Consider the following 17,456-nt stretch of genomic DNA (forward strand, 5'->3'; position numbering starts at 1 on the left):
CCCCACCCTGCCCCCGGCCCGGCGGGGGGCCCCCGCGGGCCCCTCCGCCGTACGCGAGGCTCAGAGCCGGAGCTGCCCGTCGCTCACCCGGGCGGCGCCGGAGCCGGCCGGGGCCAGCCGGGCGGTGATCACGAGGGTGCCCTCCTCGACCTGGTAGTCCAGGGGCAGTCCGAGACCGCGCATCGCCGCGACCATCCCGGTGTTGGCGGACCGGGTCACCGCGTACACGCTCGCGCAGCCCGCGTCCACCGCCATCCGCACCAGCCGCTCCAGCAGTTCGGTGCCGATACCGCGCCGCTGCCAGTCGTCCTCGATGAGCAGGGCGACCTCGGTCTCCTCGCCGTCCCACAACAGATGGCCGAGGCCCACCAGGCGGCCCGAGGCGGTCTGCGCGGCCAGGGTGCGGCCGAAGCGCGGGCTGAGCAGGTGGTTCAGATACCGGTCGGCGTCGCGCACCGGCCCGTGGTAGCGCAGGTCGAGGGTGCGGTCCGAGCAGCGCTCGTGCATCGCCCTGGCCGCGTCCAGGTCCCCGGTGTCGACCCGGCGCACGGTGATGGCGTTGCCCTCGGGCAGCGTCAGCACGTCACGCGAGCGCGGGATGCGCGGACCGAGGCGGCTGTCCAGCTCCACCAGGGCCCGCGCCCGCGCGAACTCGGTCGGGGTGAAGGGCAGATACGGCCGCTCCACGCTCAGTACGCCCCCGCCCGGCGCCCGCAGCCGCAGCACGGTTTCCTCCAGCACCCCTTCGGCCGGCACCGGCTCGCCGCCCGTGCCGGCGGGCAGCGAACGGATCGTGCAGCGGCCCAGCAACTGGCGCAGGGCCAAAGGGAGTTCCGCGGCGTCCAGCGCGGTGCGGGTGGCGAGGCTCAGGACGCGGGTGGGGGCGTCGACCAGATCGTGGGCGTCGGCCCGCTCGATCCAGGTGGAGCTGCCGCCCGACTCCGCGATCACACGGGTCAGTTCGGCTGCCGCAAGGGCGCCCGGGGCCCGCAGCAGGAACTCGTCCACTGTGCCGTCGGCCAGCGGATGGGTCTGGAGGCTCAGGATGTCCACCCGGTGCGTGGCCAGCGCCGTGCACAGCGCGGCCAGCGAGCCGGGTTCGTCCCGCACGGTCGTCCGCATCCGCCACAGGGTGCCGGGCTCGGCCTGCGCGGACGGCCCGGCCGGGTGCGCGGGTGCGCTCGGCCGGGCGCCGGTATCACCGGTGTCCGCGGTGGGCGGGGCATGCACATGGCGCCGTGCCCACCAGGTGTGGAAGCCGGCCGTCGAGGCGAGCGCGAGCGCCGAGATCAGCAGCAGCGCGGGACCGTCGGGGCTGTGGCCGATCAGGTTCGCCACCGCGTCGGCCACCGCGACGGCCGTGAACAGGGCCGCGAGTTCGACGAGATCCCGCCGCCAGTGGTGCACGGGCCGCCCGTGCCGGGTCCGGGTCGAGTTCCGCGCCGTTTTCCGGGTCGTCCGAGAGATGTCCGCAGTCATGCGGCCACTGTGCAGGAGTGGTGTTGCCTGATCACGAACGCTCTGTGACCGATGGGTTAAGCGGGCTTGTGCCCGGTTTCGTCGCGCTTTCCACCATCGGCGGATCACCGGTCAGACGCGCTGTCAGACCGGGCAGTCGGCGTGCCGCGCGCCGGGGGATGACGCCGGTGCGCGACACGCCTCCGAGCCTACGGGACGTCAGACCCCGCCCGCACTGCTGCCGTTGAGGATGACGCGGGCGACCAGCGCCGGGTCGTCGCTCATCGGGACGTGTCCGCAGCCGGGCAGCCGGACCAGCCGGGCGTGCGGGATGATCCGCTTGGCCCGTACCCCCTGGCGGCGCGGCAGGATGCGGTCGTGCGCGCCCCAGGCCACGGTGACCGGCACACCGGCCAGCGCGTCGGTGAACCGCACGGTGCTGCCGGCGCGCAGCGTCGCCTCGAACGCGGTGGCCCCGGCCAGCGCCAGCGTCTCCGCGACCACCGCCTCCGGGGCCCGGCGCGCGGGCCTGCGGTAGATGGTGCTGGTCAGCGCGGTACGGCCGACCGCGCTGCGCGACAGCCGCTCCACCACCGGCAGCGGCAGCCGCTGGGCGAGCCCGCGCATGGTGAGCAGCACCCCGAAGGCGTACCGCCGCTCGGCCTCGGTCCAGAACCCGGCCGGGGCCAGCGCGGTGACGGACCGTACGGCCCGCTCCCGGCCCAGCTCCAGCGCGAGCAGTCCGCCCAGCGAGTTGCCGGCCACATGCGGGCGGTCCAGGTCCAGCGCCTCGAACAGCGCGCCCAGCACCGAGTTGATCGTCGGCAGATCGTGGGCCAGACCGGCCGGCAGATCCGGGGAGGCACCGAAGCCGGGCAGGTCCACGGCGATCACCTCGCGCTCGGTCGCCAGGATGTCCAGCACCGGGTCCCACGCCTGCCGGTGGTGCCCGATGCCGTGCAGCAGCACCAGCGGATCACCCCGCCCCACCCGCCGGTACGAGACGGTCACTTCCCCCGTCCCGGCCGGGGCGGGCACCTTGAAGGAGACGGTGGTGGTCATACGGACTCCTCGATCGCGCTGCCGGACCGCGGGCGGTCTGCTGCTGGACGCCGTGGACAGCTTGCCAGCGATCACTACCGGCCGGTAGCCCCCGGTGCCGTGTCACGCGGAACCGGATGCCGTGTCGCGCGGACCCTGGTGCCGTCAGGCTGTGAGCGCCGCCGCGGTCAGGCTGGCGAAGGTTTCCGGGGCGTCCAGCATGATGTTGTGCCCGCAGTCCGCGACCGCCACCACGGACACCCCCGCCTCGCGCAGCCCGTCCTCGCCGGGCAGCGGCCCGTCGGCCTCGGGGTGGAGGAAGGTGCGCGGAACACGCGAGCGCACCAGCAGCTCGCGCATGGCCGGGACGGTGCCCCGGGCGAGCCGGGTGGCACTGCGGTGCAGGGCCGTACGGTCGGTCAGGCGCATGGTGGCCCACCAGAACTCCCCGACCCGGTCCCGGACCTCCTCCCAGCCGCCGTCCGTGAACTCCGCCTCGGAGTACGCCGCGATACCGCCGCTGCCGAGGGCGCCCTCGGACGGCTCGACGGGGTCGAGGTTGGCGTCGATCAGCACCAGACGGGAGACCAGCTCCGGGTACCGGTCCGCCAGGACGATCGCGACGGAACCGCCCATGCTGTGCGCGATCACCTCGGCCCCCTTCACCCCGGCCTCGGTCAGCGCTGCGGCCAGCGTCCCGGCGTGCGACTCGAGGCTGTAGTCGAAGCCCTGCGGCCGGTCGCTCAGGCCGTGCCCCAGCAGGTCGACCAGCAGCGTGCGGTGCCCGGCGAGCAGCGGATGGGCGGCGGCCTCGGCGAAGTAGGCGGCCGCCGTGCCACCGAGGCCGTGCAGATAGACGCGGGGCGCCTCGCTCCCCGGCAGCTCCACCCAGCGCATGCGGTCACCCCCGGCGGTGACGACGGCGTCCCGGATACTCACGGCGCTTCCCCCTGTCGACGGCGTACGACGGAATGATCTCAGACCTTCCGCCACCTCGCCCGGAGCCCGCCCGGCCGGGCTCCGGAACACGCCAGAAAGGTCCGAATTCGTCTGGACACCGGCGGGTACGCCGGGATGGGATGGACGCCGTGACGACCGAGACCGCGATCGATGTCTTCGAAGAGAACCGGCCGCTCCTGACGGGCGTCGCCTACCGCATGCTCGGCCGCGTCGCGGACGCCGAGGACGTGGTGCAGGACGCCTGGCTGCGCTGGTCCGGCGCCGATCGCACCGAGGTCCGCGAACCCCGCGCCTACCTGGTCCGCGTCACCACCCGGCTGGCCCTGGACCGGCTACGCCAGGTCAAGTCGCGCGGCGAGGCGTACGTCGGCCCCTGGCTGCCCGAGCCGTACCCCACCGACTTCGGCGACACCGTCCCCGACACCGCCGACCGGGCCCTGCTCGCCGACTCCGTCTCCCTCGCCGTCCTCGTCGTGCTGGAGTCCCTGTCGCCGCTGGAGCGCGCCGTGTTCGTACTGCGCGAGGCCTTCGGCTATCCGTACGCGGAGATCGCGCACCTGCTCGACCGGGGCGAACCGGCCGTACGGCAGCTCGCCGGGCGGGCCCGCAGACACGTCGAGGAGCGCCGGCCGCGCTTCGACGTCGACCCCGCCCAGCGCCGGAGACTGACCGAGCGCTTTCTCGCCGCGGCCACGGAGGGTGACCTGGACGGGCTGCTGTCCCTGCTCGCGCCCGACGTCCGCCTGGTCGGCGACAGCGGCGGCAAGGCCAAGGCGCCGGTTCGCGAGCTGTTCACCGCCGGCAAGGTGGGGCGCTTCCTGGCCGCGGTCGGCACGCAGCCGTCGGCAGGCATGGCACACCGGTTCATCGAGGTCAACGGCGGTGTCGCGGTGCTGGTGCTGTCCGAGGGCAGGCCGGACACCCTGTTCCAGCTCGGCATCACCGACGGCGCTATCAGCGCCGTCTACATCACCCGCAACCCCGACAAGCTGTGCGTACTCGCCGAGGGCCGGCCCCCTGGGCGTGCGAACTCCATGTGAACCCTTGGTCACCCGGACACCGGGCGAGCGGGCAGGGATGGGACAATTGGTCTTGACCAAGCATCAGGGTCGCCCTATGGTCGCAAAGAACTGCAACAACCTTTAATAAACAAGGGCGCCAAAACCGCCGTAGCACGGCACTTGCGGAGGACAGGGTGGGGACCACGCAACTGGAAACGGTGCCGGAACCGAAGTACTTGCATCTCAAGACCGTACTCAGCGAGGCACTGGACTCCGAGTTCTCGGTCGGCGAGATCCTGCCGAACGAGCGCGATCTCGCCGCCCGGTTCGGCGTGGCCCGCGCCACGCTCCGGCAGGCGCTGGAACAACTCGAACTGGAGGGACGGCTGCAGCGCCGCCGGGGTGTCGGTACGACCGTCGCCCCGCCGCGCGTCGGCGTCGCCCTCGGTACCGGGCGCCACACCTGGCCCGGTACCGGTGACGACGCCTGGCAGCCCCTGGACTGCGAGCGGGCCGTACCGCCCGCCCCGGTCGCGGCGGCCCTGGAGTCCGGGGACGCGGAGGTGCACCTGGTACGCCGGTCCCGGATGTCGCAGGGCCGGCGGGTCGCCACCGAACTGCTGTACATCCCGGCCGCCTCGGTGCCCGACCTGAGCGCGATCGACGCGCCCTCCGGGCCGGCCCGCGCGCGTGCGGTGCTGCGCGAACTCCAGCGCCTCGAACTCGACGGCCAGGAGAGGGCGGTGGAGCTGGGCTCGGCCGGTGCCGAGGACGCGAGAGAACTGGACCGGCTGCCCGGCTCGCCCGTCCTCGTCGTCACCACCCGGTTCAAGGCACGCGGCCGCACCGCCGCGCTCGGCGTGGCGACCTACCGCGCCGACACCTGCCGCCTCACCTTCGGCGACACCCCGGACGTCGAGATACGCCACGACCCCGAACGACGCGCCTCCTGACCACACCGCACACCCCGTCGCGCCCCGGCATCCCACCGGGGCGCGCGGCGTCCCGGCACCACGCCCCGCCGGGGCCCTCGACGCCGAGGGGCTGCCGCCCGGCGGGGAGGTCCGGCGCGTATTCCGCCGCGTCCGGACTCCTGGCAGGCGCGGCCTTGCCGCCTCACGCCCCGACGGTGCCCCACGGCGAGGAGTCGCCGCCCGGCGAGGTCCGGCGCATATCCCGCCGCGCCCCGAATCCCCGCGGGTGCGGCCCTGCCGCCTCACGCCCCGACGGTGCCCTCGACCGCGAACAGTTGCCGCTCCACATGGTCCAGGGCCAGTCGCAGCGCCCCCGTGGCCACCACCGTCTCGCCCAGCAGGGACAGCGCCACGGCCGGGGGCCGCAGGCAGTAGCGGGCCAGCTCGCGGCGGAGGGGATCGAGGACCCCGTCCAGACCGGCCGCCCAGCCGCCGACCACCACCAGCTCAGGATCGAGCGCCAGCACCAGCGCGGCCACATCGTGCACCAGCCGCTGGATGAACCGTTCCACAGCGGCCAGCGCCGAGCCGTCGCCCTTCCGGGCCAGCGCGAAGACCTGCGTGACCGCCTGCTCGTCGAGCGGCGGCAGCGGCTCGTCCGTGGTGGACAGCAGCGCCTCCGGGGTCGCCCCCCGGCCCAGCAGATGCAGCGCCCCGATCTCCCCGGCCGCCCCGCCGTACCCCCGGTGCAGCCGGCCGTCGATCAGCGAGCCCGCGCCCGGACTCAGCCCGGCCAGCACGAACACCACGTCGCCGGTGTCCTTCGCTGCTCCCTGCCAGTGCTCAGCCACCGCGGCCACGTTGGCGTCGTTCTCCACCAGCACCGGGCACCGGAAGGAGCGGCTGAGCCGTTCGCCGAGCCGCAGACCGGTCCACTGGGGCAGCGCGGTGCCCAGCCGCACCGTTCCGTCCGCCTCCACGATGCCGGGGGTGCCGACCCCTACGGCGCGCAGCGAGTTCCGCGCCACCCCGGTACGGCGCAGCAGCTCGGCCACCGTGCCGCGCAGCTTCTCCAGCCGCTCGTCGGCCGGCGCCTTCTCGTCGACCTCCCTGGTCTGCGTGCCCAGCACCCGGCCGTCCAGGTCGGAGACGACCGCGACCACCCGGTGCGCGCCGATCTCCACCCCCAGCAGGTGCCCCGCCTCGGCCCGGAACCGGAACCGGCGCGCGGGCCGCCCCTGCCGGCGCGCGGTGCCCGTCTCGGCCGCCCGCTCCACCACGAGCCCGGCCTCGGCCAGGCCCTCCACGACCCCCTCGACGGTGGGCCGGGACAGCCCGGTGGCCCGGGTGATCTCCGTGAGCGTCGCGCAGTCGGTGTCGCGCAGCGCGCGCAGCACCACCGCGGAATTGATCCTTCGCAGCAGCGAGGGGTCACCACCGGTCAACTGCCCCACGGTCCGTCCTCCCAGCTCGCGGGCGTGTGTGGGGCGGATCGTACTCGGCCCCGACCACCCCGGCGAGGGCCGGGCGGTCACCGGGGCGCGACGAACCCCGACTCATAGGCCGCGATCACCGCCTGGGTACGGTCCCGCGCGCCCAACTTGGCCAGTGCGGCGCTCACATGCGACTTCACCGTCTCAGCCCCGACGACCAGTCCGGCGGCGCTCTCGGCGTTGGTCAGCCCACGCGCCATCAGCCGCGACACCGCCGCCTCACGCCCCGTCAGCCGGGCCCCTACCAGCGGCTCCACGGGGGCCCGGCCAGGGCCGTACCGGGCCGCCGGCCGCCGCACCGACGCCGGGAACAGCAGCGAGTCGCCGGCCGCGACCAGCCGAGCACAGCCTCCCCGAGGGCCCGCTCGGCCCCTGGGGCGGGCTCGCCGTGACCGCGCTGTGGGCGGGGGCCGCGGTGGGCGCCGGGGCGTGGTGCGTGCGGCGGCGGGACGCCTGACGCGACGCCAATTGTCAGTGGGGGCCGCTTTACTGGAACACATGGACGTCGTCGCACGGCATCTGGCCGCCATCGACCGGCTCCGCGCACGGGACCTCCCGGTGGGCGGAGCCGGTCATCACATCGTGGAACTGGAGAGCGGCCGCGGGGCGAGAGCGGCCGCGGACGACCTCCACGCCCTGCGCGAGGCGATAGCCCGACGCCTCGGCGCCCGCTGGGGCGAGACACCCCCCTGGGGTCAGCTCACCCTCCGCCTGCGCCTCGCCCGCGGTGAAGAGATACCCGAGCCCTGGGCCACCCTCTGCCTGCGCGCCGACGAACTCGACGTCTGGCAGGCCGAGGACGTGTGGCTCGCCGTCGGTGTGGCCGACCGGGACGAGGCCGACGAGATCCGTCTCCTCGCCACGGTGACCCGTACGGCCCCGCCCTAGTCGGCCGCCGCCTCCCGCAGCCGCCCGAACTCCTCCGCCATGCCCGCCACCGTCCAGTGGGCGTTCAGGCCGCTCGGGTTGGGCAGCACCCAGACCCGCGTGTCCCCGAACGTCCGCTCCTGCGGGCCGATCCGGGCCTTACGGTCGCCGAAGGCCGCCCGGTAGGCGGTCACCCCGACCACGGCCAGCCAGCGGGGTGCGTACCGCTCCACCTTGGCGGCCAGCACCCGGCCGCCCTCGACGTACTCCTCGGGCGACAGCTCGTCCGCGCGGGCCGACGCCCTGGCCACTACGTTGGTGATGCCGAGGCCGTAGGAGAGCAGTTCGCGCTCCTCGGCGGGCTTCAGCCGGCGCGGGGTGAAGCCGGAGCGGTGCAGCACCGGCCAGAAGCGGTTGCCGGGGCGGGCGAAGTGGTGGCCGGTGGCGGCCGACATCAGGCCCGGGTTGATGCCGCAGAACAGGATCTGGAGGCCGTCCGCGAGCACGTCGGGGACGAGACGGTCGCGGGCGGCCTCCAGTTCCGCTTGGGAAAGGGGGCTCAGAGGATCGCTCCGGGGGTGTAACCGGCCGCCTCCGGGCGCTGCTTGGCGATCTCCTCGATCCGGCCCACGACCACGCCGACCTGGTCGGCGGCGGCGCCGGTGAAGGACAGCTTGTCGGCCATCAGCGCGGCCAGCTGCTCACGGTCCAGCGGCAGCCGGTCGTCGGCGGCGAGCTTGTCCAGCAGGTCGTTGCGCTCGGCACCCTGCTCCCGCATGGCGAGCGCGGTGGCCACCGCGTTCTCCTTGATCGCCTCGTGCGCGACCTCACGGCCCACGCCCGCGCGCACCGCGCCCATCAGCACCTTGGTGGTGGCGAGGAAGGGCAGGTACCGGTCCAGCTCGCGGGCGACGACGGCCGGGAAGGCACCGAACTCGTCCAGCACGGTCAGGAACGTCTCCAGCAGGCCGTCCAGCGCGAAGAACGCGTCCGGCAGCGCGACCCGGCGCACCACCGAGCAGGACACGTCGCCCTCGTTCCACTGGTCGCCCGCCAGCTCGCCGGTCATCGAGGCGTAGCCGCGCAGGATCACCATCAGGCCGTTGACGCGCTCGCAGGAGCGGGTGTTCATCTTGTGCGGCATCGCGGACGAGCCGACCTGGCCGGGCTTGAAGCCCTCGGTGACCAGTTCGTGCCCGGCCATCAGCCGGATCGTCTTGGCGAGCGAGGAGGGGGCTGCGGCCAGCTGCACCAGCGCGGTGACGACCTCGTAGTCCAGCGAGCGCGGGTAGACCTGGCCGACCGAGGTGAACGCCCGGCCGAAGCCCAGGTGATGGGCGATGCGCTGCTCCAGCTCGGCGAGCTTGGCCGTGTCACCGCCCAGCAGGTCCAGCATGTCCTGCGCGGTGCCGACCGGACCCTTGATGCCGCGTAGCGGGTAGCGGCCCAGCAGCTCGTCCACCCGGCCGTACGCCACCAGCAGCTCGTCGGCGGCGGTGGCGAAGCGCTTGCCCAGGGTGGTGGCCTGCGCGGCCACGTTGTGCGAGCGCCCGGCCATGACCAGCTCGGCGTACTCGCCGGCCAGCCGGCCCAGGCGCGCCAGCACGGCCACCGTACGGTCCCGGACCAGCTCCAGGGAGAGCCGGATCTGGAGCTGCTCGACGTTCTCGGTGAGGTCGCGGGAGGTCATGCCCTTGTGGACGTGCTCGTGCCCGGCGAGGTCGTTGAACTCCTCGATCCGCGCCTTCACGTCGTGCCGGGTGACCTTCTCGCGCTCGGCGACGGAGGCCAGGTCCACGGTGTCGAGGACGCGCTCGTAGTCGGCGATCGCCTCGTCCGGCACCTCGATGCCCAGGTCCTTCTGGGCGCGCAGCACGGCGAGCCAGAGCTGCCGCTCCAGCCTCACCTTCTGCTCGGGCGACCAGAGCGTGGCGAGCTCGGCGGAGGCGTACCGTCCGGCGAGGACGTTGGGGATGCGGGGCTTGGCGGGCGCTGAAGTCACGTGTACGGATTGTACTGGCGATTCGTGCAGGCCAGCGCCGCGGGGCGGCTCGGAGGAAGCTACAAGGCGGGCGCTGTGGGCATCGCGGGCGCGTTCCCTACTCTTGCAGTATGCGCATGCGTCCTACGTTGAGCTGGACCCCGAGCGGGGAACTGCCGCCGGGCATCACCGACCCGGAGCCGGTCGCCGAGGCGCTGGGCGCGGGCGGGGTGCTCGTGCTCAGCGGGGCGGGCATCTCCACCGAGTCCGGCATCCCCGACTACCGGGGTGAGGGCGGCAGCCTGAGCCGGCACACCCCGATGACCTACCAGGACTTCACCGGCGGGGCGCGGGCCCGGCGCCGTTACTGGGCCCGCAGCCACCTCGGCTGGCGCACCTTCGGCCGGGCCCGCCCCAACGCGGGGCACCAGGCGGTGGCCGCGTTCGGACGCCACGGTCTGCTCTCCGGCGTGATCACCCAGAACGTCGACGGGCTGCACCAGGCGGCCGGCAGCGAGGACGTGGTGGAACTCCACGGCAGCCTCGACCGCGTCGTCTGCCTCTCCTGCGGCGACCTCAGCCCGCGCCGCGTCCTGGCCGAGCGCCTGGAGGACGCGAACCCGGGATTCGATCCCGTCGCCGCCGGCATCAACCCGGACGGTGACGCTGACCTCACCGACGACCAGGTCGGGGACTTCCGCGTGGTGCCCTGCGCGGTCTGCGGCGGCATCCTCAAGCCGGACGTGGTGTTCTTCGGCGAGGCCGTGCCGCCCGCCCGCGTCGAGCAGTGCCGCGCCCTGGTCCGCGTGGCGGCCACTGTGCTGGTCCTGGGCTCCTCGCTGACGGTGATGTCCGGGCTCCGCTTCGTCCGCCAGGCGGCCCAGGCCGGGACGCCGGTCCTCGTCGTCAACCTGGCCCCCACCCGGGGCGATGTCCACGCCCTCGCCCGGGTCGCCCTCCCGCTGGGCCCGGCCCTCACCACCGTCGCCGGCCGGCTCGGCGTCCCCGTGGAGGAGGGGACGCCGGCCGACGGCGCCGGTCTCAGCCGGTGAAGGAGTGGGCCGGCGTGGTGTTCTGGTAGGTCCGGGTGGTGGGCTGGTGGTCGAAGGAGTACGTCAGTGTGTGTCCGGCGGGCAGCGTGACCGGACGTTCCCAGCGGCCGGTGGCGCTGTTGTAGCTGGTCAGGTAGTTCAGCCGGGCGCCGCCGTCAATGGCGTGGTGGACCGCGACGAAGGACCCCGACCACCGTCCGCGGGCCCTTCCGGGTCGGCGGACGGGCCTACGCCAGGTCCTCGTGGATCAGCTCGTACGGCAGCAGGTCCGGGCGCTTGGCCGGGAGGCCGTCGCCGGAGGAGCGGCCGGTCAGGCGGCGGCCTATCCACGGCAGGAGGTGTGTGCGGGCGAACCGCACGTCCTCGACCCGGCGGGCCCGCCAGCCCGGCGGCGGGGTCGCGGCGGGAGGAGTGCGCCACTCGGCGTCCTCGGCGTCGTGGCCGAGCGCCTGCCAGACCGCCTCCGCCACCCGGCGGTGCCCCTCGTGGGTGAGGTGCAGCCGGTCCACGTCCCACAGGCGCGGGTCGCCCAGCGACGGCGCGCCGTACAGGTCGACCACCACCGCGTCGTGCTTGGCGCCCAGTTCGTCGACGCAGGCGAACAGCTCCTCCATGCGCGGCCGGAACCGGTCGAACACCGGACCCTGGCGGCCGGGGCTGCGCATCAGCACCAGCCGCTCGCAGTTCGGGGCCAGCCGCTCCACGGCCTCGGTCAGCAGGTCCCGTACCCGGACCATGTCGTACTTGGGCCGCAGGGTGTCGTTGAGCCCGCCGACCAGCGTGATCACGTCGGGCCGCATCGCGGCGGCCACGGCGACCTGCTCGTCGACGATCTGCTGGATCAGCTTTCCGCGCACCGCCAGGTTGGCATACCGGAAACCGGGGACGCGGGCGGCCATCCGGGCCGCGAGGAGGTCCGCCCAACCCCGGTAGGAGCCGTCGGGCAGCAGGTCCGACATGCCCTCGGTGAAGGAGTCGCCGAGGGCGACGAGACTGGTGTACGCGGGAGGTGTGGAATTCGTCTGCATGGCGACAGCGATGGTATCCCGGCGCCATACCCGCCGGTCGGTGCCCCCGTACGCGGCCCCCGGGCGCCGCTCAGGCGGGCTGGCCGAACAGCTCCCGCAGCACGTCCTCCATGGTCACCAGACCGGCCAGCTTCCCGTCCGCACCGGTCACCGCCGCCACATGCGTACGGCTGCCGCGCATCGCGGTCAGCACGTCGTCCAGCGGGGAGGACTCCCGCACCCGCGCGATCGGCCGCATGTCGCGCAGCCGGAACGGCACATCGCGCGGTGAGGCGTCCAGCGCGTCCTTCACATGCAGATAGCCCACGATCCGGCGCCCCACGTCCACCACCGGGAACCGGGAGAACCCCGACTCGGCCGACAGCCGCTCCAGTTGCTCCGGGGTGACCCCGACACCGGCGTAGACCACCTGCTCCAGCGGCACCACCACATCCCGGACCGGGCGGCTGCCCAGCTCCAGCGCGTCCCGCAGCCGCTCCTGCGCCCGGCCGTCGATCAGGCCCGCCTCGGTGGCGTCCTTGACGATCTCGGCCAGCTCGGTGTCGGTGAACGTCGCCGACACCTCGTCCTTGGCCTCCACCCGCAGCAGCTTCAGCAGCCCGTTGGCGAAGGCGTTGATGGTGAAGATCACCGGCCGCAGCCCCCGGGCCAGCGCCACCAGCGGCGGACCGAGCAGCAGCGCGCTGCGCACCGGCTCGGCCAGCGCGATGTTCTTCGGCACCATCTCGCCCAGCAGCATGTGCAGATAGGTGGCCAGGGTCAGCGCGATCACGAAGGACACCGCGTGCCCGGCGCCCGTGGGCACCCCGACCGCGTGGAACACCGGCTCCAGCAGATGCGCGATGGCCGGCTCCGCGACCACACCGAGCACCAGCGTGCACAGCGTGATACCGAGCTGGGCGGCGGCCAGCAGCGCCGACACGTGCTCCAGCCCCCACAGCACCCGCCGGGCCCGCTTGTCGCCCGCCATGGCCAGTGGCTCCACCTGCGAGCGGCGCACCGAGATCAGCGCGAACTCGGCGCCCACGAAGAAGGCGTTGACGACGAGGGTCGCCAGGCCGATCAACAGCTGTACGGCGGTCATCGCGCCCCCTCCGTCGAGTCGTCGGCGTGCCTGTCCTGCGCGTGGTCCGTGGCCGGCGCGTGCAGCAGCACCCGCGCGGCCCGGTGCCCGGAGGCGTCCACCACGTCCAGCCGCCAGCCGTCGGCCTCGACGCTGTCCCCGACCTCCGGGATACGGCCCAGCTCGGTGGCGACCAGCCCGGCGAGCGTCTCGTACGGGCCCTCGGGCACCCGCAGGCCGACCCGTGCCAGCTGGTCGGTGCGGGCCGCGCCGTCCGCCGAGTACAGGGCGCGCCCCTGGCGGTCGGTGCCGGCGGGCGCCAGGTCGGGGGTCTCGTGCGGGTCGTGCTCGTCACGTACCTCGCCGACGACCTCTTCGACGATGTCCTCCAGCGTCGCCACGCCCGCGGTGCCGCCGTACTCGTCTATGACGACGGCCATGGTGCGCCTGCCCGACAGCCGGTCCAGCAGCCGGTCCACGGTCAGCGACTCCGGTACCAGCAGGGGTTCGCGCGTGATCTGGGTGACCGGGCGCACGGGGCGGTCCTCGGCGGGCAGCGCCAGGACGTCCTTGATGTGGGCGACGCCGACGACCGAGTCCAGGCTGCCCCGGTAGACGGGGAAGCGGGACAGGCCGGTGGCCCGCGTCGCGTTCGCCACGTCCTCGCAGGTGGCCTGGGTGTCGAGGGCGACGACCTGGACGCGCGGGGTCATGACGTTCTCCGCCGTGAGGTCGGCGAGGTTCAGCGTGCGCACGAACAGCTCGGCGGTGTCCGCTTCCAGCGCGCCCGCCTTCGCGGAGTGCCGGGCCAGCGCCACCAGTTCCTGCGGACCGCGTGCGGAGGCCAGCTCCTCGGCGGGCTCCAGGCCGAAGCGGCGTACGACGCGGTTGGCGGTGTTGTTGAGGTGCGTGATGAAGGGGCGGAAGGCCAGGCTGAACCAGCGCTGCGGCGTGCCCACCCGCTTGGCCACCGACAGCGGCGAGGAGATCGCCCAGTTCTTCGGCACCAGTTCGCCGACGACCATCAGGAACACCGTGGACAGCGCGGTGCCCAGGACCAGCGCGGCCGAACTCGCCGCGCCGGCGGAGAGGCCCGTCGCGCGGAACGGCCCCGAGAGCAGCGCCGCGATGGACGGCTCGGCAAGCATGCCGACGACCAGGTTGGTGACGGTGATGCCGAGCTGGGCGCCGGAGAGCTGGAAGGTGAGGCTGCGTACGGCCTTCAGCGCGCCGGAGGCGCCGCGCTCGCCGCGCGCCGCGGCCCGCTCCAGTTCGCCGCGCCCGACGGTGGTGAGCGAGAACTCGGCCGCCACGAACGCGCCGCAGGCGAGTGACAGCGAAATCGCCACCAGCAGGAGGAGCACTTCGGTCATCGGGTCACCTCCGTCCCAGGATCGGTCAGGGCGGGGTGGACCGCGCGATGTCGGTGGCGTGGACCGGGAGGATCGCCCATGGGTGGACGCTCACGACCTTTCGTCGAGTGCCGGGGTGCCGGCCTCAATGGTAAAGGATGAGCAAAGCGACCTCGCCGGACTGCACCCCGTGAGCGACTTGACCCGGCGGCGCCACTTCTCCTCCGGCCTATACCCCGCCGCGCTCCAGGCATGATGCGCGGGGCAGCGTGACGGATGCGCGGATCGTTCATGATCCGAGCCAAGCGGAGCGCCCGGCCCGCCGCTGTCAGCGGGACTGGTCCCGCTCCCGGCGCACCTGGGCACGGCGGCCCTTCACGTTGGCGCCGCGCATCGCGCGTACCACGTCGTCCGCGGCCTCCTCGGGGACCTCCACCAGGGAGAAGCGGTCCGCGATCTCGATCGACCCGATGTCCCGCCCGTTCAGCCGGCTCTCCCCGGCGATGGCGCCGACCAGGTCCTGCGGCCGCACCCCCGAACTGCGTCCGGCGCCGACGAACAGCCGGGTCATCCCCGGCGAGGCGCGCTGCGGCCGCCGCCCGCGCGGCCCCCGGTCCCGGCTCCGGTCCCCGCGATCCCGGTCCCGGTCTCTCGGCGCCGCATCCGGGATCTCCTCATCGTCGAACGCCGCCCCGCCCGACTCATGGGCCAGCTTCACCGCCGCCAACGCCACGTCCATCACGTCGAACTCGTCCCCGAGGGTCTCCACCACCACCCGGAAGCGCTCCAGATCCTCGTCGTCCAGCAGACTCTCGTACAGTGCCGCCCGCGTCAGCTCCAGCCGCCGGGCCCGCAGGTCCGCGACCGAGGGCACCTTCTCCAGCGGCACCTTCCGGCCGGTCGCCCGCTCGATCGCCTTCAGCATCCGGGACTCGCGCGGCTCCGCGAGCGTGATCGCCACGCCCTCGCGGCCCGCGCGCCCGACCCGGCCGATGCGGTGCACGTACGACTCCGGCGCCGAGGGCACGTCGTAATTGATCACATGCGTGAGGTGCTCGACGTCGATGCCGCGCGCCGCGACATCGGTGGCGACCAGCAGATCCGCCGTACCCCCGCGCAGCCGGCCCATCACCCGGTCCCGCTGCTCCTGGCTCAAGCCGCCGTGCAGCGCCTCGGCGCGGTAGCCGCGGCCGTTCAGGGTCTCCGAGAGCTGGTCGACCTGGTCCCGGGTGCGGCAGAACACGATCGCCGCCTCCGGGGACTCCACGTCCAGCAGCCGCCCCAGCGCCGCCGCCTTCTGCGCCCGCCCCACGATGTACGCCGACTCCCGGACACGCGGTGCCTCACCGGGCGCCGGTGCCTCCCGCTCGATCCGCACCCGCACCGGGTCGTTCAGGTGCTTGCGCGCCATGGAGTCGATCCGCGAGGGCATCGTCGCCGAGAACAGCACCGTCTGCCGCTCCTCCGGCAGGTTCTCCAGGATCGAGTCGATGTCCTCCGAGAACCCCATGTCCAGCATCTCGTCGGCCTCGTCCAGCACGACCGTGCGCAGGTCGTCCAGGTGCAGCGTGCCGCGCGCGATGTGGTCCAGGGCCCTGCCCGGTGTCGCCACCACCACGTCCACCCCGCGCTGCAGCTCGCGCAGCTGCCGGCCGATGGGCTGCCCGCCGTACACCGGCAGCACCCGTACCCCGAGGTCGCTGCCGTAGCGGTGCACGGCCTCCGAGACCTGGATGGCCAGCTCGCGGGTCGGCACCAGCACCAGGGCGCCGGGCCCCTTGCCCTTGCCGTCGCGGGCGATGCGCTGGATCACCGGCAGCGCGAACGCGGCGGTCTTGCCGGTGCCCGTGGCCGCCTGTCCCAGCAGGTCGTTGCCCGCAAGCAGGGGCGGGATGGCCTCCTGCTGGATCGGGGTGGGCTCCTCGTAGCCGAGCGTGCTCAGCGCCCGCTGGATCTCGGGGGCCAGGTCCAGATCGGCGAAGCCGACCTGACCTTCGCTGGACTTGGTGGTCATGGCGCATCCCTTTTCCGGCTGGGGGACGCAGTACCCGGACCCGGGGTCCAAGGGGTCGGTGCCCGGCCGGGCGACAGGCGCCCGCAGGACACGCGGGCCCGTTGCCAGGAGCCCGAAGCCCGCGCCGGGACGCGCCCCCTTGCAGATCACGCGGTACGGACCATCTATACCGTGCCGCGCCGGACGGAAACCCGCCACCCGGCCGGCCCGGAGCCGGTCACTCGTGGGCGATGGCGGCCAGCACGTTGGACTTGCCCGAGCCGGAGGGGCCCATCACGGCGGTGAACCGGCCGCGCGCGATGCCCACGTCCACCGAGTCCAGCGCGATCACGGCCGTCTCGCCGGTGCCGTACGCCTTGGTCAGCCCGCGGGCCCTGGCCACCGTCCCGGCACCCGGCACCGCGCCCGGCATGACCTCAGCAGCAGATGTGAACAAGATGCACTCCCCGTCGCCTCGACACCGCGGCTTCCCGGCCATGGCCGACCCTGGTGTGACCCGAACCCGTGGGTGCCTACCTCGCCCCCTCCCGCCCCCGGAACGCGTCCGCGTCCCACGTCCCCCACAGCCGGGGAGCCAGCCAGCCCGGTGCCTGTGCGCGGAACTCCGCCGGGGGCAGGCCGCCCGTGCCCTGCGGGATCGCGCCCAGCAGGGGTACGCCCGCCACCTCCGGGAGGTCGGTCACGTTGCAGCGGGTCGCCAGGTCCGGGACCGTCGGCCAGGAGCCGATCACCACACCGGGCAACTCCAGTTCGCGCCGCCTCAGTTCGCGTGCCGTCAGCTCCGTGGAGTTCAGCGTGCCCAGGCCCGCCGGGGCGACCAGGAGGACCGGGGCGGCCAGGAGCGCCGCCGCGTCGGCCAGGGTGCCGCCCTCCGGGTCGAAGCGGACCAGGAGGCCGCCCGCGCCCTCGATCAGGACGAGGTCGTGCTCGGTCGCCAGCTTGGCGGCGGCCTCGGCCACGTCCTGCGGGCGTACCGGGGGCAGGCCGGAGCGGCGGGCGGCCGTGGCGGGGGCCAACGGGTCGGGGTAGCGGGCCAGTTCGGCGGCCGTGACCGGGTCCGCCAGGCGGGCCACCTCGTCGGCGTCGCCGCGTTCGTCCGGACGTACGCCCGTCTGCGCGGGCTTCAGCACGGCCACTGAGCGGCCGGCCGCGAGGGCGGCGGCCGCCACGGCGGCCGTCACCACCGTCTTGCCGATCTCCGTGCCCGTGCCCGTGATCACCAGTACCGGCAT

The 17,456-nt window shown here is 73.9% G+C and carries 15 protein-coding genes and 3 pseudogenes; 4 read left to right on the top strand and 14 right to left on the bottom strand.

Annotation, left to right across the window (positions count from 1 at the left end; translation table 11 throughout):
• Positions 1 to 60: 60 nt before the first annotated feature.
• The 3 genes from ACFWN1_RS15905 to ACFWN1_RS15915 all read right to left on the bottom strand — a co-directional run bounded on the left by ACFWN1_RS15905 (position 61) and on the right by ACFWN1_RS15915 (position 3,432).
• Positions 61 to 1,407, bottom strand: coding sequence for a GNAT family N-acetyltransferase (locus tag ACFWN1_RS15905; RefSeq protein WP_384362115.1), 1,347 nt, complete (start codon positions 1,405 to 1,407; stop codon positions 61 to 63).
• Between the two features lie 270 nt (positions 1,408 to 1,677).
• Positions 1,678 to 2,520, bottom strand: coding sequence for an alpha/beta fold hydrolase (locus ACFWN1_RS15910; RefSeq protein ID WP_384362044.1), 843 nt, complete (start codon positions 2,518 to 2,520; stop codon positions 1,678 to 1,680).
• A 144-nt stretch (positions 2,521 to 2,664) separates the two neighbouring features.
• Positions 2,665 to 3,432 (bottom strand): alpha/beta fold hydrolase, encoded by a 768-nt coding sequence (locus ACFWN1_RS15915; RefSeq protein ID WP_384362118.1) that lies wholly within the window; start codon positions 3,430 to 3,432, stop codon positions 2,665 to 2,667.
• Between the two features lie 155 nt (positions 3,433 to 3,587).
• Here ACFWN1_RS15915 and sigJ point away from each other — a divergent pair, with 155 nt between their 5' ends.
• Both sigJ and ACFWN1_RS15925 read left to right on the top strand, forming a co-directional pair.
• On the top strand, positions 3,588 to 4,499 hold the full coding sequence (gene sigJ / locus ACFWN1_RS15920) for an RNA polymerase sigma factor SigJ (protein ID WP_384362047.1): 912 nt from the start codon (positions 3,588 to 3,590) through the stop codon (positions 4,497 to 4,499).
• A gap of 155 nt (positions 4,500 to 4,654) precedes the next feature.
• Positions 4,655 to 5,413 carry a GntR family transcriptional regulator gene (locus tag ACFWN1_RS15925; RefSeq protein ID WP_384362050.1) on the top strand — a complete coding sequence of 253 codons (759 nt, stop codon included), beginning with the start codon at positions 4,655 to 4,657 and terminating at the stop codon, positions 5,411 to 5,413.
• 263 nt (positions 5,414 to 5,676) lie between these two features.
• On the opposite strand, the gene ACFWN1_RS15930 is transcribed toward ACFWN1_RS15925, so the two are convergent.
• The gene (locus ACFWN1_RS15930; protein WP_384362053.1) at positions 5,677 to 6,828 is read right to left on the bottom strand and encodes an ROK family protein; all 1,152 of its coding nucleotides are present in this window, start codon (positions 6,826 to 6,828) and stop codon (positions 5,677 to 5,679) included.
• 77 nt (positions 6,829 to 6,905) lie between these two features.
• Positions 6,906 to 7,208, bottom strand: a pseudogene (locus ACFWN1_RS15935) (response regulator transcription factor); the annotation flags it as partial.
• A gap of 157 nt (positions 7,209 to 7,365) precedes the next feature.
• Here ACFWN1_RS15935 and ACFWN1_RS15940 point away from each other — a divergent pair.
• The gene (locus tag ACFWN1_RS15940; protein WP_384362056.1) at positions 7,366 to 7,755 is read left to right on the top strand and encodes a hypothetical protein; all 390 of its coding nucleotides are present in this window, start codon (positions 7,366 to 7,368) and stop codon (positions 7,753 to 7,755) included.
• Here ACFWN1_RS15940 and mug read toward each other — a convergent pair.
• Both mug and purB read right to left on the bottom strand, forming a co-directional pair.
• Positions 7,752 to 8,240: a G/U mismatch-specific DNA glycosylase gene (gene mug / locus ACFWN1_RS15945; protein WP_384362059.1), complete on the bottom strand. Its 489-nt coding sequence runs from the start codon at positions 8,238 to 8,240 to the stop codon at positions 7,752 to 7,754. The genes ACFWN1_RS15940 and mug overlap by 4 nt on opposite strands.
• Positions 8,241 to 8,293: 53 nt before the next feature.
• The gene (gene purB, locus ACFWN1_RS15950) at positions 8,294 to 9,736 is read right to left on the bottom strand and encodes an adenylosuccinate lyase (RefSeq protein ID WP_384362062.1); all 1,443 of its coding nucleotides are present in this window, start codon (positions 9,734 to 9,736) and stop codon (positions 8,294 to 8,296) included.
• 110 nt (positions 9,737 to 9,846) lie between these two features.
• Here purB and ACFWN1_RS15955 point away from each other — a divergent pair, with 110 nt between their 5' ends.
• Entirely contained in the window at positions 9,847 to 10,767 is a 921-nt protein-coding gene (locus ACFWN1_RS15955; protein WP_384362065.1) for an NAD-dependent protein deacetylase, read from the top strand.
• Here ACFWN1_RS15955 and ACFWN1_RS15960 read toward each other — a convergent pair.
• The 7 genes and pseudogenes from ACFWN1_RS15960 to bioD form a co-directional block, all read right to left on the bottom strand.
• Positions 10,757 to 10,945: pseudogene (locus ACFWN1_RS15960) on the bottom strand (endo-1,3-beta-xylanase); the annotation flags it as partial. The gene ACFWN1_RS15955 and the pseudogene ACFWN1_RS15960 overlap by 11 nt on opposite strands.
• Positions 10,946 to 10,994: 49 nt before the next feature.
• Positions 10,995 to 11,795 (bottom strand): SGNH/GDSL hydrolase family protein, encoded by an 801-nt coding sequence (locus ACFWN1_RS15965; RefSeq protein ID WP_384362068.1) that lies wholly within the window; start codon positions 11,793 to 11,795, stop codon positions 10,995 to 10,997.
• Positions 11,796 to 11,865: 70 nt separating this feature from the next.
• Positions 11,866 to 12,879, bottom strand: a complete 1,014-nt coding sequence (locus tag ACFWN1_RS15970; RefSeq protein ID WP_384362071.1) for a hemolysin family protein — start codon at positions 12,877 to 12,879, stop codon at positions 11,866 to 11,868.
• A complete protein-coding gene (locus tag ACFWN1_RS15975) occupies positions 12,876 to 14,231 on the bottom strand; it encodes a hemolysin family protein (protein ID WP_384362073.1) in 1,356 nt (451 codons plus the stop codon). The genes ACFWN1_RS15970 and ACFWN1_RS15975 overlap by 4 nt, the downstream gene beginning before the upstream one ends.
• Before the next feature lie 307 nt (positions 14,232 to 14,538).
• A complete protein-coding gene (locus ACFWN1_RS15980) occupies positions 14,539 to 16,224 on the bottom strand; it encodes a DEAD/DEAH box helicase (protein WP_384362076.1) in 1,686 nt (561 codons plus the stop codon).
• Between the two features lie 226 nt (positions 16,225 to 16,450).
• Positions 16,451 to 16,660, bottom strand: a pseudogene (locus ACFWN1_RS15985) (ABC transporter ATP-binding protein); the annotation flags it as partial.
• Between the two features lie 76 nt (positions 16,661 to 16,736).
• Complete coding sequence (gene bioD, locus ACFWN1_RS15990; RefSeq protein WP_384362079.1) at positions 16,737 to 17,456, bottom strand: dethiobiotin synthase; 720 nt, start codon at positions 17,454 to 17,456, stop codon at positions 16,737 to 16,739.

This window comes from Streptomyces sp. NPDC058459, assembly GCF_042721685.1.
Classification (GTDB): Bacteria; Actinomycetota; Actinomycetes; order Streptomycetales; family Streptomycetaceae; genus Streptomyces.

Bases quoted from the DNA above. Each gene is read 5' to 3' on its own strand.
- ACFWN1_RS15975 (WP_384362073.1), bottom strand. From the start codon at position 14,231: ATGACCGAAGTGCTCCTCCTGCTGGTGGCGATTTCGCTGTCACTCGCC.
- ACFWN1_RS15970 (WP_384362071.1), bottom strand. From the start codon at position 12,879: ATGACCGCCGTACAGCTGTTGATCGGCCTGGCGACCCTCGTCGTCAAC.
- ACFWN1_RS15955 (WP_384362065.1), top strand. From the start codon at position 9,847: ATGCGCATGCGTCCTACGTTGAGCTGGACCCCGAGCGGGGAACTGCCG.
- bioD (WP_384362079.1), bottom strand. From the start codon at position 17,456: ATGCCGGTACTGGTGATCACGGGCACGGGCACGGAGATCGGCAAGACG.
- ACFWN1_RS15940 (WP_384362056.1), top strand. From the start codon at position 7,366: ATGGACGTCGTCGCACGGCATCTGGCCGCCATCGACCGGCTCCGCGCA.
- ACFWN1_RS15910 (WP_384362044.1), bottom strand. From the start codon at position 2,520: ATGACCACCACCGTCTCCTTCAAGGTGCCCGCCCCGGCCGGGACGGGG.
- ACFWN1_RS15965 (WP_384362068.1), bottom strand. From the start codon at position 11,795: ATGCAGACGAATTCCACACCTCCCGCGTACACCAGTCTCGTCGCCCTC.
- ACFWN1_RS15980 (WP_384362076.1), bottom strand. From the start codon at position 16,224: ATGACCACCAAGTCCAGCGAAGGTCAGGTCGGCTTCGCCGATCTGGAC.